Genomic DNA, 15005 nt, shown 5'->3' with positions numbered 1-15005 from the left:
GGGGCCCCGCCGTTCCGAGAAGGACCGGCCATCAAACCCCGAAACCCCCCTACGGGGCAAATCCCCCACCGCTCGGCGAGGCGGCTCCCCCGGCCCCTCCTCGCCTCCCGTGAGCAGGTGCGGACGGGTGCGCACGGCCTCCATCCCCCAGGTGCGGGCCCTGTCGTCGTACGGTCACGGAACGGCCACCCGGCTTGACGTGTCCGTGGCCTGCGGCAGACTTGGCGAGAATGTAGGGATCACCGACCGGCGGGCACTCACCGTGCCGATGGGGGACGCACGACATGAGCCAGGACGGCGCACAGGGCCGCTACGCGGGGCGGGCGGTGGCCGGTGGGCGCTACCAGCTCCGGGATCTGCTGGGCGAGGGCGGCATGGCCTCCGTGCACCTGGCGTACGACACGGTCCTCGACCGGCAGGTGGCGATCAAGACCCTCCACACGGAGCTGGGCCGCGAGGCCGCCTTCCGTGAGCGGTTCCGCCGTGAGGCCCAGTCCGTGGCGAAGCTCACCCACACCAACATCGTCTCGGTCTTCGACACCGGTGAGGACGACCTCGACGGCACGGCCACGCCGTACATCGTCATGGAGTACGTCGAGGGGCGGCCGCTCGGCTCGGTCCTCGACGAGGCGGTCTCCCGGCAGGGCGCGATGCCCGCCGACCAGGCGCTGAAGATCACCGCGGACGTGCTGGCGGCACTGGAGATCAGCCACGAGATGGGCCTGGTCCACCGCGACATCAAGCCGGGCAACGTCATGATGACCAAGCGCGGCGTCGTGAAGGTCATGGACTTCGGCATCGCCCGCGCCATGCAGTCCGGCGTCACCTCCATGACGCAGACCGGCATGGTCGTCGGCACCCCCCAGTACCTCTCCCCCGAGCAGGCCCTCGGCCGCGGGGTGGACGCCCGTTCCGACCTGTACTCGGTCGGCATCATGCTCTTCCAGCTGGTCACGGGCCGGCTCCCGTTCGAGGCGGACTCGCCGCTGGCCATCGCCTACGCGCACGTGCAGGAGGAGCCGGTCGCGCCCTCCTCGGTCAACCGCGCCCTGCCCCCGGCGGTGGACGCGCTGGTGGCCCGCGCGCTGAAGAAGAACCCGAACGAGCGGTTCCCCACCGCCGAGGCGATGCGGGACGAGTGCCTGCGGATCGCCCAGTCGCTCCAGCCGGCCGCACCGAGCATCGTCCCCGGCCAGCAGACGCAGAGCGGCGCGGGCGTCGGCTCGGCCGTCTTCCCGCCGGTCGGCCAGCAGCCGCCCGCCACCGGACCGGTGCAGACCCCGTACCAGCCCGGCCCGTACGGCGCGCAGACCCCACCCCCGGTCCACCACCACCCGGCCCCCACCCCGGCGCCCGGCTACGGCTACCCGCAGCAGTCCGGGTACGCCACCCCGCAGCCCTACGGCCACCAGAGCCCGGCGACGCCGCCGCCGTACGCGGTCGCACAGCAGCAGGGCGGCAGCGGTGGCGGCAAGCGGCAGATGCCGCTGGTCGTCGGGTCGATCGTGGTGGTGCTGCTCGCCATCGGCGGTCTGGTCACCGCGCTCGCCCTGCAGAACGACGACGACCCGCAGGCGGGCGGCGACCCGGGGACCTCCGAGGGCGAGGGGAAGGACGGCAAGAAGCCCGGCTTCCGCGGCCCGGACCTCACCAAGACGATGGACTCCGAGGAGTGCACCGACCCCGACGTGGCGTACAACGACCCGGACAAGATCCGCGTCCCCGACTTCACCTTCACCAACATCACGTTCGTGAAGAAGTGCCTCCAGGCCGCGAAGTGGAAGTACGACACCACCGCGGTCGACGAGAACGCCTACGGCAAGGACACGGTGATGCGGCAGTCGCCGAAGGCCGGCACCGAGGTCGACCCGGACGACATGCCGCCCATCCAGCTCGACGTCTCCAGCGGCAACCCGAGCTGACCCCCACCTGGCCCGCCCGTAAGGGGCTCAGGCGTCACCGGCCCTTCCGGCCCTACGGCGTCCGGGCCGCGCCGACGGGCGGTGAGCCGGACGGGCCGGTGAGCCGGACGGGCAGGTGAGCGGGTCCTACAGGTACGGGCCGCCGGTGCGGCCGGCGGCCGGGGAGGCGCCCTCGGCCTCCTCGGGGGCGACGCCGGGCGGCAGCGCGCGGCGCATCTGCTCCAACTGGGCGCGAGCCGCCATCTGCTGGGCGAAGAGGGTGGTCTGGATGCCGTGGAAGAGGCCCTCCAGCCAGCCCACCAGCTGCGCCTGGGCGATGCGCAGTTCGGCGTCGCTCGGGGTGGCCTCGTCGGTGAAGGGCAGCGAGAGCCGTTCCAGCTCCTCGACGAGTTCCGGGGCGAGGCCGTCCTCCAACTCCTTGACGGAGCTGGAGTGGATGTCCTTGAGACGGTTCCGGCTCGCCTCGTCGAGAGGAGCCGCGCGCACTTCCTCCAGCAGTTGCTTGATCATGCTGCCGATGCGCATGACCTTCGCGGGCTGTTCGACCATCTCGGTCACCGGCACTTCGGGGGATTCGTCGTCGCCGCCGCCCAGCGCCATCCCGTCCTGGCCCACGATCAGGACCTGCGGGTTCTCCGTCGAGCGTGACGACCGTTCGTTCCTGGGCATCTCCATGGGGCCATTCTGTCGCACTCAGATCCGACGCACGCGCAGGGCGACGAAGACCAGGCCGAGACCGAGACCGACCATGACCAGCCCGCCTCCCAGGGGTAGCACCTGGGGGGACCGCCCCGCCGTACGGGCCGTCTCCCGCCGGCCGGCGCTGGGGTCGGCCTCCCGCGCCTCGGCATCGTCGGCGACGTCGCCCTCCTCGTCGGGACCCGCCTCGGCGGCCTCGTCGCGCGGCCCCGCCGGGGTGTCGGGAGCGGCCCGGTAGGCGCTCTCCGCGTGCGACGCGGGCAGCGAGCGCGCGGGTGCCTGCCGGTGCTCCTGGGGGCGGACGGTGGGAGAGGGCGGCGCCGTGGGGGAGGCGGTCGGCTCGGACCGGTGCTCGGTGGGCTCCGGGCGGGCGGCCGGGGGCGGCCCGGTGGGGATCGCCTCCGCTCCGTGGCCGTCCGGGGAGGGGGCCGCCGCAGCCGGCGTGCGCTCCGGCGGCGCGGCGACGGTGTGCGCCGCCGTCGGGTCGGGCATGCCGTGCGCGTGAGAGTCCCGAGGGCGGCCGGACTCCGGCCCGGGGTCGTGGCGCCGGGCGCCTCCCGGCGGCTCGGGCCGGGCGCCTTGGCCGGTGCTCGCGCCGGAGCCCGGAACGCGGGTCCACGGGTCGGCGGTCTCCGCCCGGTCCGGTTGCTCGCGCCCCGCCGCGCCGCCCGTCGTGGCGGCGGCCGGCTCGGTGCGCGCGGGTGGCGCCGCGAGGGCGGGAGAGGCCGGGACCGCGAGCAGGGCGGTGGCGGTGAGCAGAAGTGCGGGGAGTGCGGTGCGCCGTGCGGACACGCGCGGCTTCACGCCGGTGATCACGTCATTGCCCCCTGTCGGAGCCGGGTCGCTGGGCCGTCCGGGAAGACGACCGCGCTCGCGGGCCCGAGCTGCTGCGCCCCGGCCCCCCATGGATCGATCGACGTAACCAGCGTCACACGGCCCTCGCGCCCCGGCATCTCGGTTACCCAGCGCCGCCACGCCGAAGCCCCGCGTACGAGTGAGCGGGGCGCGGCTTGTACGGGCGGTGCCCGAGCGGGCGGAGCCCCGTCAGCCGGTGGCCTGCTCCAGCTGGACGGTGAGGCGGCGGGTGCGCTCCATGAGCCAGCCGGCGGTGAACAGGCCGGAGCCGGCGGCGAACGCCGGGGCGGAGAAGACGAGGAGCGCGACCGGGGTCGTCCAGTCGCGGACGGCGGCGCAGTTCCGCTCGTGCCGCTCGTCGCCGTTCAGCACCGACCGGTTGCTGTACGGGTCCGGGCGGTCCGCGAACGCGGGCGGCGCGCAGGTCTTGGAGCTCCGGTCCACCCCGTGGGGCACGAACACCTGCCAGGCGGCCCACCCCCACGCCAGGACGGCGAGGACCAGCAGGATCCACCCGAAGCCCAGCAGGCGGTTCGACTGTGCGTGGAAGTCCCGTTCGACGGCTGCTGGATGCATCTCGGCTGTCCCCCGTGTCCGGTCGGCCTGTCGGAGCCCGGCTGGGCCGAGAACCGCCGATACAGCTCCCCGCGACCGCCATGGACGATAGCCCGGCCACGCGAACGCTCCGGCAACAGGGCCCGGCTGAGAGGACATCAGGCTCCGGGCGTCACCTCGCGCCCCTCACGGCGGGCCCCGGCCGGCGCCCGGCCGGGGCCCGGGGGCTCACTCCCCGGTGACGAGAAGCACCTTGCCGATGTGGCTGCTCTCCTCCAGGGTCCGGTGCCCGGCCGCCGCGTCCCGCATCGGCAGCTCCCGGTCGACGACCGGCCGCACGCGCCCGGAGTCGATGAGCGGCCAGACATGCTCGCGGACGGCGGCCACGATGGCGGCCTTCTCCGAGGCGGGACGCCCCCGCAACGAGGTCGCGGTGACGGCGCCGCGCTTCCGCAGCAGCGAGGCGATGTCCAGCTCCGCCTTGGTACCGCCCTGCATGCCGATGATGGCGAGCCGCCCGTTCGTCGCGAGCGCCCGCACATTCCGCTCCAGGTACTTGGCGCCCATGATGTCGAGGATGACGTCCGCCCCGGCCCCGGCGGTGACCTCGCGCATCTCCTCCACGAAGTCCTGCTCGCGGTAGTCGATGAGGAAGTCCGCGCCCAGTTCGCCGCAGAACCGGAGCTTCTCCGGGCTGCCCGCGGTGACGGCGACCCTGGCTCCGACCGCCTTGGCCAGCTGGATCGCCATCGTCCCGATACCGCTGGCCCCGCCGTGCACCAGCAGCGTCTCGCCCGGCCGGAGCTGGGAGACCATGAAGACGTTGGACCAGACCGTGCACACCACCTCGGGCAGGGCCGCCGCCGTCCGCACGTCGACACCGGCCGGCACCGGCAGCAACTGGCCCGCGGGCACGGCCACCTTCTCGGCGTACCCGCCACCCGACAGCAGCGCGCAGACCTCGTCCCCCACCGCCCATCCGGAGACTCCGGGGCCGATCTCCGCGATGCGCCCGGAGCACTCCAGGCCCGGGTACGGGGAGGAGCCGGGCGGCGGATCGTAGAAGCCCTGGCGCTGGAGCAGATCGGCTCGGTTGACGGCACCCGCGACGACCTCGACGAGCACTTCGCCCTCGCCGGGCACCGGGTCGGGGACAGGGGCCCAGATCAGGGCCTCGGGTCCACCGGGTTCGGGGATCGTGATCGCATGCATGGTCGCGAGGCTACGCCAGCTCCGGGACGGCACGACGGGCCGGCGAGGGCGCGCCGCGACAGGTGGGACGCCAGCGGCCCTGACGCGGCGCCAGGCGGATGTTTCACGTGAAACATCCGCTTCGACGCGCTGTCTCCGCCTCTCGCCCTGTTTCACGTGGAACAGGGCGAGAGGGCGACCGGGCGGCTCAGGCCGGAGGGCGCTTGGGCCCCGCCGCCGTGGGGCGCACCGGGGTCGTCCCCGGCTTGTTGTGGATGATCGTGATCACCCGGTCGGTGAGCTGGAGCGTGCCGATGGCCGGGTCGTCGTATCCGAGGAGCCGGTGGCCGCGCAGGACACTGACCACCAGGTCGCCGGTCTCCCGGGGTGTCTTGCCCACCTCTGCCTTTATCACCGGCCGTTCGACCAGATCGAGCCCGCTCCCCTGCTGGATCAGGTCCTCCATCACCGTGCCCGCGCTGGGGCTGAGCACGGAGAGACCGAGCAGCCGCCCGGCCGCGCTGGCGCTGGTGATCACGGCGTCGGCGCCGGACTGCCGGAGCAGCGGCGCGTTCTCCTCCTCGCGGACGGCGGCGACGATGTTGGCGCCCCGGTTGAGCTGGCGCCCGGTCAGGATGACGAGGACGGCGGTGTCGTCGCGCTGGGTGGCGATGATGATGCGGCGGGCCTTCTGCACCTCGGCACGGAGGAGGACATCGCTGCGGGTGGCGTCGCCGACGACCCCGACGAGGCCCTCCGCGGCGGCCGCGTCGATCACCTTCTCGCTGGGGTCGACGACGACGATCTGGTCCTTGGAGAGACCGGAGGCGATCAGGGTCTGGATCGCCGAGCGGCCCTTGGTGCCGAAGCCGACGACGACGGTGTGCTCGCGCAAGGAGGACCTCCAGCGGTTCAGCCGCCATTCCTCCCGAGTCCGCTCGGTGAGGACCTCCAGCGTGGTGCCGACCAGGATGATCAGGAAGGCGACCCGCAGCGGGGTGACGGCGAGGATGTTGATGAGCCGCGCGCTGTCGCTGACCGGCACGATGTCGCCGTAGCCGGTGGTGGAGAGCGTGACGGTGGCGTAGTAGAAGGCGTCCAGGAAGTCCACGGAGTCGTCGGCGCCGTCGCCGTAGCCGTCGCGGTCCAGGTAGACGATGAGGACGGTGATGATCAGGACGACGAGCGCCATCGAGAGGCGCTTGGCGACCTGGAGGAGCGGACGCTCGACGACGCGGTGCGGCAGTTTCACGCGGTGCGTGACGAGGTGTTCGTCCGCGTCACGCGCCATGGCGTCCTGACCGGGCAGTTTCACGTGAAACCGCCGCCCCCGCCCGTCCACGGCAGAGCCAGCAGCTCCGCCTGGTCCCCGGCGTGGGCGCCCCCGGGCTCCACCACCACCAGCGCGTCCGCCGCGGCGACGCCGCGCAGCATCGCCGGACCGCTGAAGCTCAGCGGCCGCGCCCGCCCGGCGTCCACCCGCACCGGCACCAGCCGGGTGTCGGACGGATGGCCCGGGACCGGCGCGTCCAGGACGGCGGTCGGGGCGAGGGTGGTGGCCTCGGGGCCGGGCGGGGCGGTGGCCGCGAGCGGGCCGGTGGAGAGCTGCACCCGGCGAGTCTCGTACACGTCGGGGCGGGCGCTGCCGCCGGGGGTGCGTCCCGCCGCCGGCCGCTCCCGCAGCGGCGCGCCGGCGAGGCCGCGCAGCAGGGGCACAGCGAGGGTGAGCAGCCCGCAGACGGCGGCGAGCGGATTGCCGGGCAGGCCGACCAGATGCTGGCCGGGGGCAGTCCGCGCCAGCAGCATCGGGTGCCCCGGCCGGACCGCGACCCCGTCGACCAGCAGCTCGGCGCCGAGCCGCGCCAGCGTCGGATGGACGAAGTCGACGGGGCCGGCCGCCGTCCCGCCCGTGGTGACGACGAGGTCCGCCTCCGAGGCGGCCAGGGCCCGGGCCAGCGCGTCGGGCCGGTCCCCGAGCCGCTCCACCGTCCGGACCTCGGCACCGGTCTCCCGCAGCCAGTGCGGCAGCATCGGCCCGAGGGCGTCGCGGATCAGGCCGTCCTGGGGGAGCCCGCTGGTGAGCAGTTCGTCGCCGAGGACGAAGAGGTCGACGGTGGGGCGGGCGTGGACCGCCAGCGTGTCGTACCCGGCGGCGGCCGCCAGTCCGAGGACCGCCGGGGTCACCGCGCTCCCGGCGGGCAGCAGGGTGTCGCCGGTCCGGCACTCCTGGGCGCGCGGCCGGATGTCCTGTCCGTGGACCACCTCGCGCTGCGGTTGCAGCCCGCCGTGCGCGTCGAGCCGGCCGTGCTCGCTGCGGATGACGGCGGTCACGTCACGCGGGACCCGGGCGCCGGTCGCGATCGGCACCGCCTCGCCGTCGGCCAGGGCCGCGCCGGACTGCCCGGCCAGTACGCCCTCCTCCCGCACCCGCCAGGGCCCCGGCCCGGCCACCGCCCAGCCGTCCATCGCCGAGGTGTCGAAGGGCGGCAGATCGGTGAGGGCGGCCAGCGGCCGCGCCAGGACCAGCCCGAGCGCCTCGGCCAGCGGCAGCTCCAGCGCGGGCCGCACCCCCGAGGTCCGCTCACGGACGGCCTGCCCGGCCCGCCCGGCCATCCGTACCGCCTCGGGCCAGCCGGTCGCCGCGCGGCCCGTGGGGCGTGCGCCACGCTGCCCGTGCGCCGCCGCGCCGGCGTCGGTGGGGGTGGCCCGGGCGGTGGCGGAGCCGGCCGCGTCCGCCGGCGTACGGACCTCCGCGGCGTCGTCCGACGAGGTCGCCGCGGAGCCCGGCGCTTCGGACGACCGCCTCGGGCGGGTGCCCCGGGTGCCGCCCGGCGACGCGTGCGCCGGGCCGGGCGGCTCGGGACCGTACTCCGCGGGCCACTCGGTGCGGGACGGGGCCGCGTCGGCGGCGGGAGCGCCGTCCTGCTCCGGCAGGCCGCCGTCCGGTTCCGGCGGACCGCCGACGGTGCCGGGACGCGGCTCGGCCGGCCGGATCGCCCGGGGGTCCTCGGCGGCCCGCCGCACGTCACCGGTCCGGCCGTCGGCCTCCTGGTCGTACGGGGCGGCGGGCTTCTCGCGGACGCGGCGCGCGGAGGCGTCGTTGACCAGGGCCAGAACGCTGTCGAAACCGTCCGGGTCGGGGGTCTGGCCGCGGCTCACCCGGTGCCTGCCCCGGGCTCGGGCGGTACCTCGGCCGCCCAGCGCTCGGCGAGGACCGCCGCCTTGCGGGCCGCCTCGGCCACCGCTTCGGGCCCGCCGCCCGCACGGCCCGCCGCGTATCCCACCAGGAAGGTGGTGAGCGGGGCCGCCGGGCGCTCGACGCCGTGGGCGGCGTCGCGGGCGAGGTCGAGAAGAAGGCGGATGTCGACGTCCAGGTCGATGCCGAGTTCTTCCTTGGCTGCCAAGATCCATTCATTCAACACGTGCCCATGCTCCCTGATCCGTGCGCGGGCCGCCGCGAGGTCCCCCCAGGTGTCGCAGTCGAAGGAGACCGGCGCGTCGGGCCGCTCCACGAGGTGAGCCTTCGCCAGCCGCGAGGTGAGCCGCCGCAGCGGAAGCCCTGTCAGGTCGCCCTCCTCAGCGCGGATCTCATCGAGCGCCCGCGCCAGCGGGCCTCTGCGGTACGCGCCGACGAGCGGCTGGTCCCGGCCGTCGGCGTCCCGGGCCAGTACGGCGTCCGCTTCGCCCTCGGCGAGCCGCCCGAGCAGGGCGTGTACCGCCGCCTGGTCCAGGAACGGCAGATCGGCGGAGAGCACGACCAGGGCCTCCGGCCCCTCGGCGCCGCCCGCCGCCCGCACCCCCGCCGCCAACGCGGCGAGCGGACCGCCGCCGGCGGGCTCCTCCCGGGCCCACACCACCGCGCGTGCCACCGCCCTCGGCGCCGCCACCACCACGGTGGTCTCCGCCGCCGCGCAGGCGGCCAGCACCCGGTCGACGAGCGCCCGCCCCCCGACGCGCAATCCCGGCTTGTCCACCCCGCCGAGCCGCCGTGCCCCGCCCCCGGCGAGCACGACGGCGTCGAACGCCCCCACCGGCCTTCCGCCACCGGCGACAGACCTGTCGCCGCCGCTCCCAACGCCCATGCCCCCGAGTATGCGCGGCCCGGCCCCGGCTCCCCTCCCCGCTCACCGCCGAGTGGCCGTACGGGACCACGGGTCGGCGGGCTCCTCGGGACCGGGCCCCCGGCGCGCACCGGCCGGGAGCGGCCCGGGCGACGTCCGGGGCCCCCGTTCGCGCGCCCGGGTCCGACCCCGCCGGTCAGATCCCCCGGAGCAACACCGCGGGCTGCTCCACGCAGTCGGCCACGTACCGCAGGAAGCCGCCGGCGACGCCACCGTCGCAGACGCGGTGGTCGAAGGTGAGCGAGAGCTGCGTGACGTGCCGGACGGCCAGCTCCCCCTCGTGGACCCACGGCTTGGGGACGATCCGCCCCACCCCGAGCATCGCGGCCTCGGGGTGGTTGATGATCGGCGTGGAGCCGTCGACCCCGAAGACGCCGTAGTTGTTGAGCGTGAAGGTGGAGCCGGTCAGTTCCCCGGGGGTCAGTGTCCCGGCGCGGGCCGACCCGGTGAGACGGGCCAGCTCCTCGCTGAGGGACTCGGCGCCGCGCGTGTGGGCGTCACGGACCACGGGCACGACCAGGCCCCGGTCGGTCTGCGCGGCGAACCCGAGGTGGAGCCGTTCCAGCCGGACGATCTCCCTGGCCTCGGTGTCGACCCGGGCGTTCAGCTCGGGGAAGCGGGCCAGCGCGGCGGTGCAGATCCGGGCGAGCACCGCCAGCAGCGAGATCTTCGGGGCGTCCGGACCGCCCGCCGCGTTCATCGCCCGCCGGGCGGCGAGCAGTTCGGTGGCGTCGGCGTCGACCCAGCAGGTCGCCTCCGGGATCTCCCGCCGGCTCCGGCTCATCTTGTCGGCGACGACGCCCCGCAGCCCGCGCAACGCGATCCGCACCTCGCCGTCGGCGGCCGACGCGGCGGCGGGCTGCTCGGCCGGAGCGGCAGCGGCGCCGATCGCCCGCTCGACGTCCGCCCGGAGGATCAGCCCGTCGGGGCCGGAGCCGGTCAGCGTCCGCAGCTCCACCCCGTTCTGCCGGGCCAGCCGCCTCACCAGCGGCGAGATGACCGGCACCGGGCCGGCGGCGGGCGCGGACCCGTTCTGCCGCACCGCCGCGTCGGGGGTGACCGCGTGGCGACCGTACCCGGAGGGCACGCCGCCCACCGGGCCGGCGGCCGCTGCGGGCGCCGGGCCGTCGACGGCGCCCCCCGGGGTGTGCGAGGCGGGCCGGACGCGTCGGCGGCGGGCCGGCGGCGCCCCCGTGCCGTAGCCGACCAGGACGGCCCCGGAGGTCTCCCCGGCGCCACCCGCCTCGGCCGCTTCCACGTCCGCCCCGGCCGCTTCCGCCACGACGCCGGCCAGGTCACCGGAGCCGGGGCCGGGGCTGCCCGACCCGCGGCCCGGGGCGGGCGTGCCCGCGCCGACCGCGACCGTCAGCAGCGGCGCTCCGACGGCCAGCTCCTCGCCCTCCTCGCCGTACCGCGCCGTGACCACGCCGCCGTACGGGCACGGCACCTCGACCATCGCCTTGGCGGTCTCGACCTCGACCACGGGCTGGTCGACGGCGACGGCCTCGCCGACCTCCACCAGCCAGCGCACGACCTCCGCCTCGGTCAGCCCCTCACCGAGGTCGGGCAGCTTGAACTCCTTGACCTCGGCCATCAGCTCCGGGCCTCCCACTGCAACCGCTCGACCGCGTCGAGGACCCGGTCGACGCCGGGCAGGTGGTGCCGCTCCAGCATCGGCGGCGGGTAGGGAATGTCGAGTCCGGCGACCCGCAGCACGGGCGCCTCCAGGTGGTGGAAGCAGCGCTCGGTGACCCGGGCGGCGATCTCCGCGCCCGGCCCGGCGAAGCCGGTCGACTCGTGGACCACCACGGCCCGCCCCGTCCTGCGCACCGAGGCGCAGACCGTCTCGTCGTCGAAGGGGACCAGCGACCGCAGGTCGACCACCTCCAGTTGCCGCCCGTCGGCCCGCGCGGCCTCGGCCGCCTCCAGGCAGACCGGGAGCGAGGGCCCGTAGGTCAGCAGGGTCGCGTCGGCGCCGGCGCGCCGGACCACGGCCCGCCCGATCGGCTCGACCTCGGCCGGCGCCTCGGGCGACCAGTCGGACTTCGACCAGTAGAGCCGCTTCGGCTCCATGAAGACGACCGGGTCGTCCGAGGCGATGGCGGCCCGCAGCATCCCGTACGCGTCCTCGACGGTCGCCGGGGTCACCACGTGCAGGCCGGGCGTGGCCATGTAGTACGCCTCGGACGAGTCGCTGTGGTGCTCGACGCCGCCGATGCCGCCGCCGTAGGGGATGCGGATGGTGATCGGCAGGGGCATGGCGCCCCGGGTGCGGTTGCGCATCTTGGCGACGTGCGAGGCGAGCTGCTCGAAGGACGGGTAGGCGAAGGCGTCGAACTGCATCTCCACGACCGGGCGCAGTCCGTACATGGCCATACCGACGGCGGTGCCCAGGATGCCGGCCTCGGCCAGCGGGGTGTCGGTGCACCGGTCGTCGCCGAACTCGGCCGCCAGACCGTCGGTGATCCGGAAGACGCCGCCGAGCGTGCCGACGTCCTCGCCGAGCACGTGGACGGCCGCGTCCTCGGCCATGGCGTCGCGCAGCGCGCGGCCGATGGCCTGGCCCAGGGTGGCCGGCTTGGCCGTCTTGGCGCGGCGGACCGGACGTGCCCCGGTCGTCCCGGCGGTCCCGGTCGTCTCGGGCGCGGAGGCGGTCATCGGAGGTCCTCCCCGTGGCTGGCGGCTTCGGCGTCGAGTTCGGCGCGCAGGGACGCGGCCTGCTCCCGCAGTTGCGGGGTGGGCTCGGCGTAGACGTGGTCGAAGAGGTCGGCGGGGGTCAGCTCGGCCTCGGCGTTCATCCGCTCGCGGAGCGTGGCGGCGAACCGCTCGGCGTCCTCGCGGACCGCCTCGAACTCGGCCGCGTCGGCGAGGCCGCGGGCCCTCAGCGCGCCTTCGACCAGCTCGACGGGGTCGTGGGCGCGCCAGGCCTCGACCTCCTCGGCGCCCCGGTAGCGGGTGGCGTCGTCGGCGTTGGTGTGGGCGTCGATGCGGTACGTGATCGCCTCGACCAGGGTCGGGCCGCCGCCCGCGCGGGCCCGGGCCACCGCCTCGGCGAGGACGGTGTGGACGGCGACGGCGTCGTTGCCGTCGACCAGGCGGCCCGGCATCCCGTACCCGACGGCCTTGTGGGCGAGGGAGGGGGCGGCGGTCTGCTTGTCGAGCGGAACCGAGATGGCGAAACCGTTGTTCTGCACGAGGAAGACGACGGGCGCCTGCCAGACGGCGGCGAAGTTGAGCGCCTCGTGGAAGTCGCCCTCGCTGGTCCCGCCGTCGCCGACCATGGCCAGCGCCACCACGTCGTCCCCCTTGAGCCGCGCCGCGTGGGCGAGGCCGACGGCGTGCGGGAGCTGGGTGGCGAGCGGCGTGGAGAGCGGCGCGATCCGTACGGCGCGCGGGTCGTACCCGGTGTGCCAGTCGCCGCGCAGCAGCGTGAGCGCCTCCATCGGGTCCAGGCCCCGCGCGACGGCGGCGAGGGTGTCGCGGTAGCTGGGGAAGAGCCAGTCGCGCTCCTGGAGGACCAGCGCGGCGGCGACCTCGCAGGCCTCCTGGCCGGTCGAGGAGGGGTAGACGGCGAGCCGGCCCTGCTTGGTGAGGGCGGTGGCCTGCGTGTTGTAGCGGCGGCCGAGCACCAGCTCGCGGTGGAGGCGCTTCAGGAGCGCGGGGTCGACCTCCCCGGCCGCCTCGGTGCCGAGGACGCGGAACGGGGACTCGTCGGGCAGCAGCGGCCCGGGGTCCACACGGGGACGCCAGACGGGCGGCGTGACGGTGTGCTCCGCCGCCTCGGGTGCGTCTTCGGGGCCGGTGCGCCGGCGCCGGTCGACGACCGGCGTACTCTGCCGCTTCTTCGACACGTCGCCTCCTCCTTGTCACGAACGGTCACACAGGGACGGGGCGCCCGCACGGCGTGCTGTGACGCGCCTCACCAACCGATTGTTCGGTCGCCGATGCATTTTGGCTACGGGCGGCCCCAGGATGTGGACGAACGGTTCTGCGCCGTGCGGAGCGGGCACAGGACGTCCACAGGGCGGGCCCGCCGGGAGTGGGGAGCGATACGAATGGCCGAGCAGACGGAACCTCGACCCCTGGACGCTGTCGACAGGCACATCCTCCGACTGCTCCAGGCGGACGGCCGCGCCTCGATCCGGTCGGTGGCCGATACCGTCCACGTCTCGCGCGCCAACGCCTACGCACGCATCAACCGCCTCATGGACGACGGCGTCATCCGCGGCTTCGGGGCGCGCGTCGACCACGAGCGCGCCGGGCAGGGGGCCTGTGCCTACATCACCCTGAAGATCGTCCAGAACTCCTGGCGCACCGTCCGCGAGGAACTCCGCCGGCTCCCCGGCGCCGCCCACATAGCCCTGGTCAGCGGGGACTTCGACGTCCTGCTCATGGTGCACGCCCCCGACAACCGCGCCCTGCGCGAACTGGTCCTCACCCGCCTCCAGTCCATGCCCGACGTCCTCTCCACCCGGACCCTCCTGGTCTTCGAGGAGGAAGAGCTGTCACCCGAAGGGTGACGCCCCCGGCTCGGGCCCGGGCCGTACACCGGCCCGGGCGGCCACGGCGGGCACACGCGTCAGGCCGGGCGTTCCGGGCCGCACTCCCACCCGGCCGGCGCTCGGGCCGCGCTCCAGGCCCACCGGGGGCCGGGCCGTCCCCGACCGGCGGCGGAGTCGGCCCGCGACCGTCGCGGACGCGTCGCGGCCCCGACCGCCCGACGCACCGCAGGCCGAGGACGGGCTCGAACGCCGGCCGGGCCGAGGGGGTACGGGCTCCGCCGGGAGCCGACGGGCGGAAGGCCGCGACCCCGTGGCCGGCCGGTGCCGGACCGTCACGGCCCGCCGACCGCCCGGGTCACCCCTGCGCCCGCAGGCCCGAAAAGGCGATCCGCACCACCGCGTCGGCGATGTCGGCCCCGCTCCCGACGGGCCCCTCCTCGTACGGCGACCCTCCGTCGCCGCCCTGCCGGACCCCGTCCGGCCGGTACCACTCGACCACGGAATTGATCATTCCGAAGAGCAGCCGCGTGGCCATCCGCACCTCGACGTCGCCGCGCAGCTCCCCCTCCTGGACGGCGGCCGCGAACAGCCCGGCCACCCGGTGGTCGAACTCGCGGCGCCGCTCCAGCGCCCACCGCTCGGTGTCGGTGTTGCCGCGCACCCGCAGCAGCAGCGTCACGTAGGGCAGTTCGGCGGCCAGCACCTCGACGGTGCGACGCGTGACGTACTGGGCGCGCTCCAGCGGGCGGCCGGTGACCGCGCCCTCCTCGTCGAGGACGGCGAAGAGACCGTCGATGGCACGGCTGACGGCGAGCCGCAGCAGCTCCTCCTTGGAGGAGACGTGGTGGTAGATCGAGGACTTGGAGATTCCGGCGGCCTGCGAGAGGTGCTCCATCGAGGTGCCGTCGTAGCCGCGCTCGTTGAAGACCCGCACCGCCACCGACAGCAGCGTCTGCGGCGTGTACGTGTCACGCCCGCCCCGTGTCGCGCGGCCGGCGCCCCGCCCCCGCTGCCCGGCCGTGGCCGTGCCCGGCGAGCCGCTGCCCTGCTGTGCTGTCATGCCCGCGATCCTCCCGTACGGATACCGGCGGCCCGGCAAGGGGGTGCGCCCCGCCGAACCGACCGGTCGTTCGGGCAATCTAACGCGATCCCCGCCCCGC

Annotated in this window: 13 protein-coding genes; 2 read left to right on the top strand and 11 right to left on the bottom strand. The window is 75.3% G+C overall.

What is annotated here, in order from left to right; translation table 11 throughout:
• Positions 1-284: 284 nt before the first annotated feature.
• Positions 285-1922, top strand: a complete 1638-nt coding sequence (locus Sdia_RS05195; RefSeq protein WP_100455163.1) for a protein kinase domain-containing protein — start codon at positions 285-287, stop codon at positions 1920-1922.
• A 126-nt stretch (positions 1923-2048) separates the two neighbouring features.
• Here Sdia_RS05195 and Sdia_RS05190 read toward each other — a convergent pair whose 3' ends face one another.
• From Sdia_RS05190 to pdhA, 10 genes are all read right to left on the bottom strand, one after another.
• Entirely contained in the window at positions 2049-2597 is a 549-nt protein-coding gene (locus Sdia_RS05190; protein ID WP_100455162.1) for a bacterial proteasome activator family protein, read from the bottom strand.
• Positions 2598-2615: 18 nt separating this feature from the next.
• Positions 2616-3413, bottom strand: coding sequence for a hypothetical protein (locus Sdia_RS05185; protein WP_229830715.1), 798 nt, complete (start codon positions 3411-3413; stop codon positions 2616-2618).
• Positions 3414-3665: 252 nt separating this feature from the next.
• Positions 3666-4052, bottom strand: a complete 387-nt coding sequence (locus Sdia_RS05180; protein WP_100455160.1) for a hypothetical protein — start codon at positions 4050-4052, stop codon at positions 3666-3668.
• A gap of 207 nt (positions 4053-4259) precedes the next feature.
• On the bottom strand, positions 4260-5243 hold the full coding sequence (locus Sdia_RS05175; protein WP_100455159.1) for an NAD(P)H-quinone oxidoreductase: 984 nt from the start codon (positions 5241-5243) through the stop codon (positions 4260-4262).
• Positions 5244-5430: 187 nt separating this feature from the next.
• Positions 5431-6537, bottom strand: coding sequence for a potassium channel family protein (locus Sdia_RS05170; protein ID WP_100455476.1), 1107 nt, complete (start codon positions 6535-6537; stop codon positions 5431-5433).
• The gene (locus tag Sdia_RS05165) at positions 6534-8381 is read right to left on the bottom strand and encodes a molybdopterin molybdotransferase MoeA (RefSeq protein WP_229830713.1); all 1848 of its coding nucleotides are present in this window, start codon (positions 8379-8381) and stop codon (positions 6534-6536) included. The genes Sdia_RS05170 and Sdia_RS05165 overlap by 4 nt, the downstream gene beginning before the upstream one ends.
• Positions 8378-9304: an NTP transferase domain-containing protein gene (locus tag Sdia_RS05160; protein WP_115068934.1), complete on the bottom strand. Its 927-nt coding sequence runs from the start codon at positions 9302-9304 to the stop codon at positions 8378-8380. The genes Sdia_RS05165 and Sdia_RS05160 overlap by 4 nt, the downstream gene beginning before the upstream one ends.
• A 175-nt stretch (positions 9305-9479) precedes the next feature.
• Positions 9480-10937: a dihydrolipoamide acetyltransferase family protein gene (locus Sdia_RS05155; protein WP_189500067.1), complete on the bottom strand. Its 1458-nt coding sequence runs from the start codon at positions 10935-10937 to the stop codon at positions 9480-9482.
• A complete protein-coding gene (locus tag Sdia_RS05150; RefSeq protein WP_100455155.1) occupies positions 10937-12001 on the bottom strand; it encodes an alpha-ketoacid dehydrogenase subunit beta in 1065 nt (354 codons plus the stop codon). Before Sdia_RS05150 ends, Sdia_RS05155 begins: the two co-directional genes overlap by 1 nt.
• The gene (gene pdhA, locus Sdia_RS05145; protein ID WP_115068935.1) at positions 11998-13194 is read right to left on the bottom strand and encodes a pyruvate dehydrogenase (acetyl-transferring) E1 component subunit alpha; all 1197 of its coding nucleotides are present in this window, start codon (positions 13192-13194) and stop codon (positions 11998-12000) included. Before pdhA ends, Sdia_RS05150 begins: the two co-directional genes overlap by 4 nt.
• Positions 13195-13398: 204 nt before the next feature.
• On the opposite strand from pdhA, the gene Sdia_RS05140 reads away from it, so the two are divergent.
• Positions 13399-13863 (top strand): Lrp/AsnC family transcriptional regulator, encoded by a 465-nt coding sequence (locus Sdia_RS05140; protein WP_185393192.1) that lies wholly within the window; start codon positions 13399-13401, stop codon positions 13861-13863.
• 337 nt (positions 13864-14200) lie between these two features.
• Here the strand turns inward: Sdia_RS05140 and Sdia_RS05135 are convergent, their stop codons facing one another.
• A complete protein-coding gene (locus tag Sdia_RS05135) occupies positions 14201-14905 on the bottom strand; it encodes a TetR/AcrR family transcriptional regulator (protein ID WP_100455152.1) in 705 nt (234 codons plus the stop codon).
• Between the last annotated feature and the right edge of the window lie 100 nt (positions 14906-15005).

This window comes from Streptomyces diastaticus subsp. diastaticus (assembly GCF_011170125.1).
In the GTDB taxonomy this organism is placed as follows: Bacteria; Actinomycetota; Actinomycetes; order Streptomycetales; family Streptomycetaceae; genus Streptomyces; species Streptomyces diastaticus.
The sequence above is the reverse complement of the archived record's forward strand: the minus strand, read 5'-3'. Positions and strand labels throughout refer to the sequence as shown.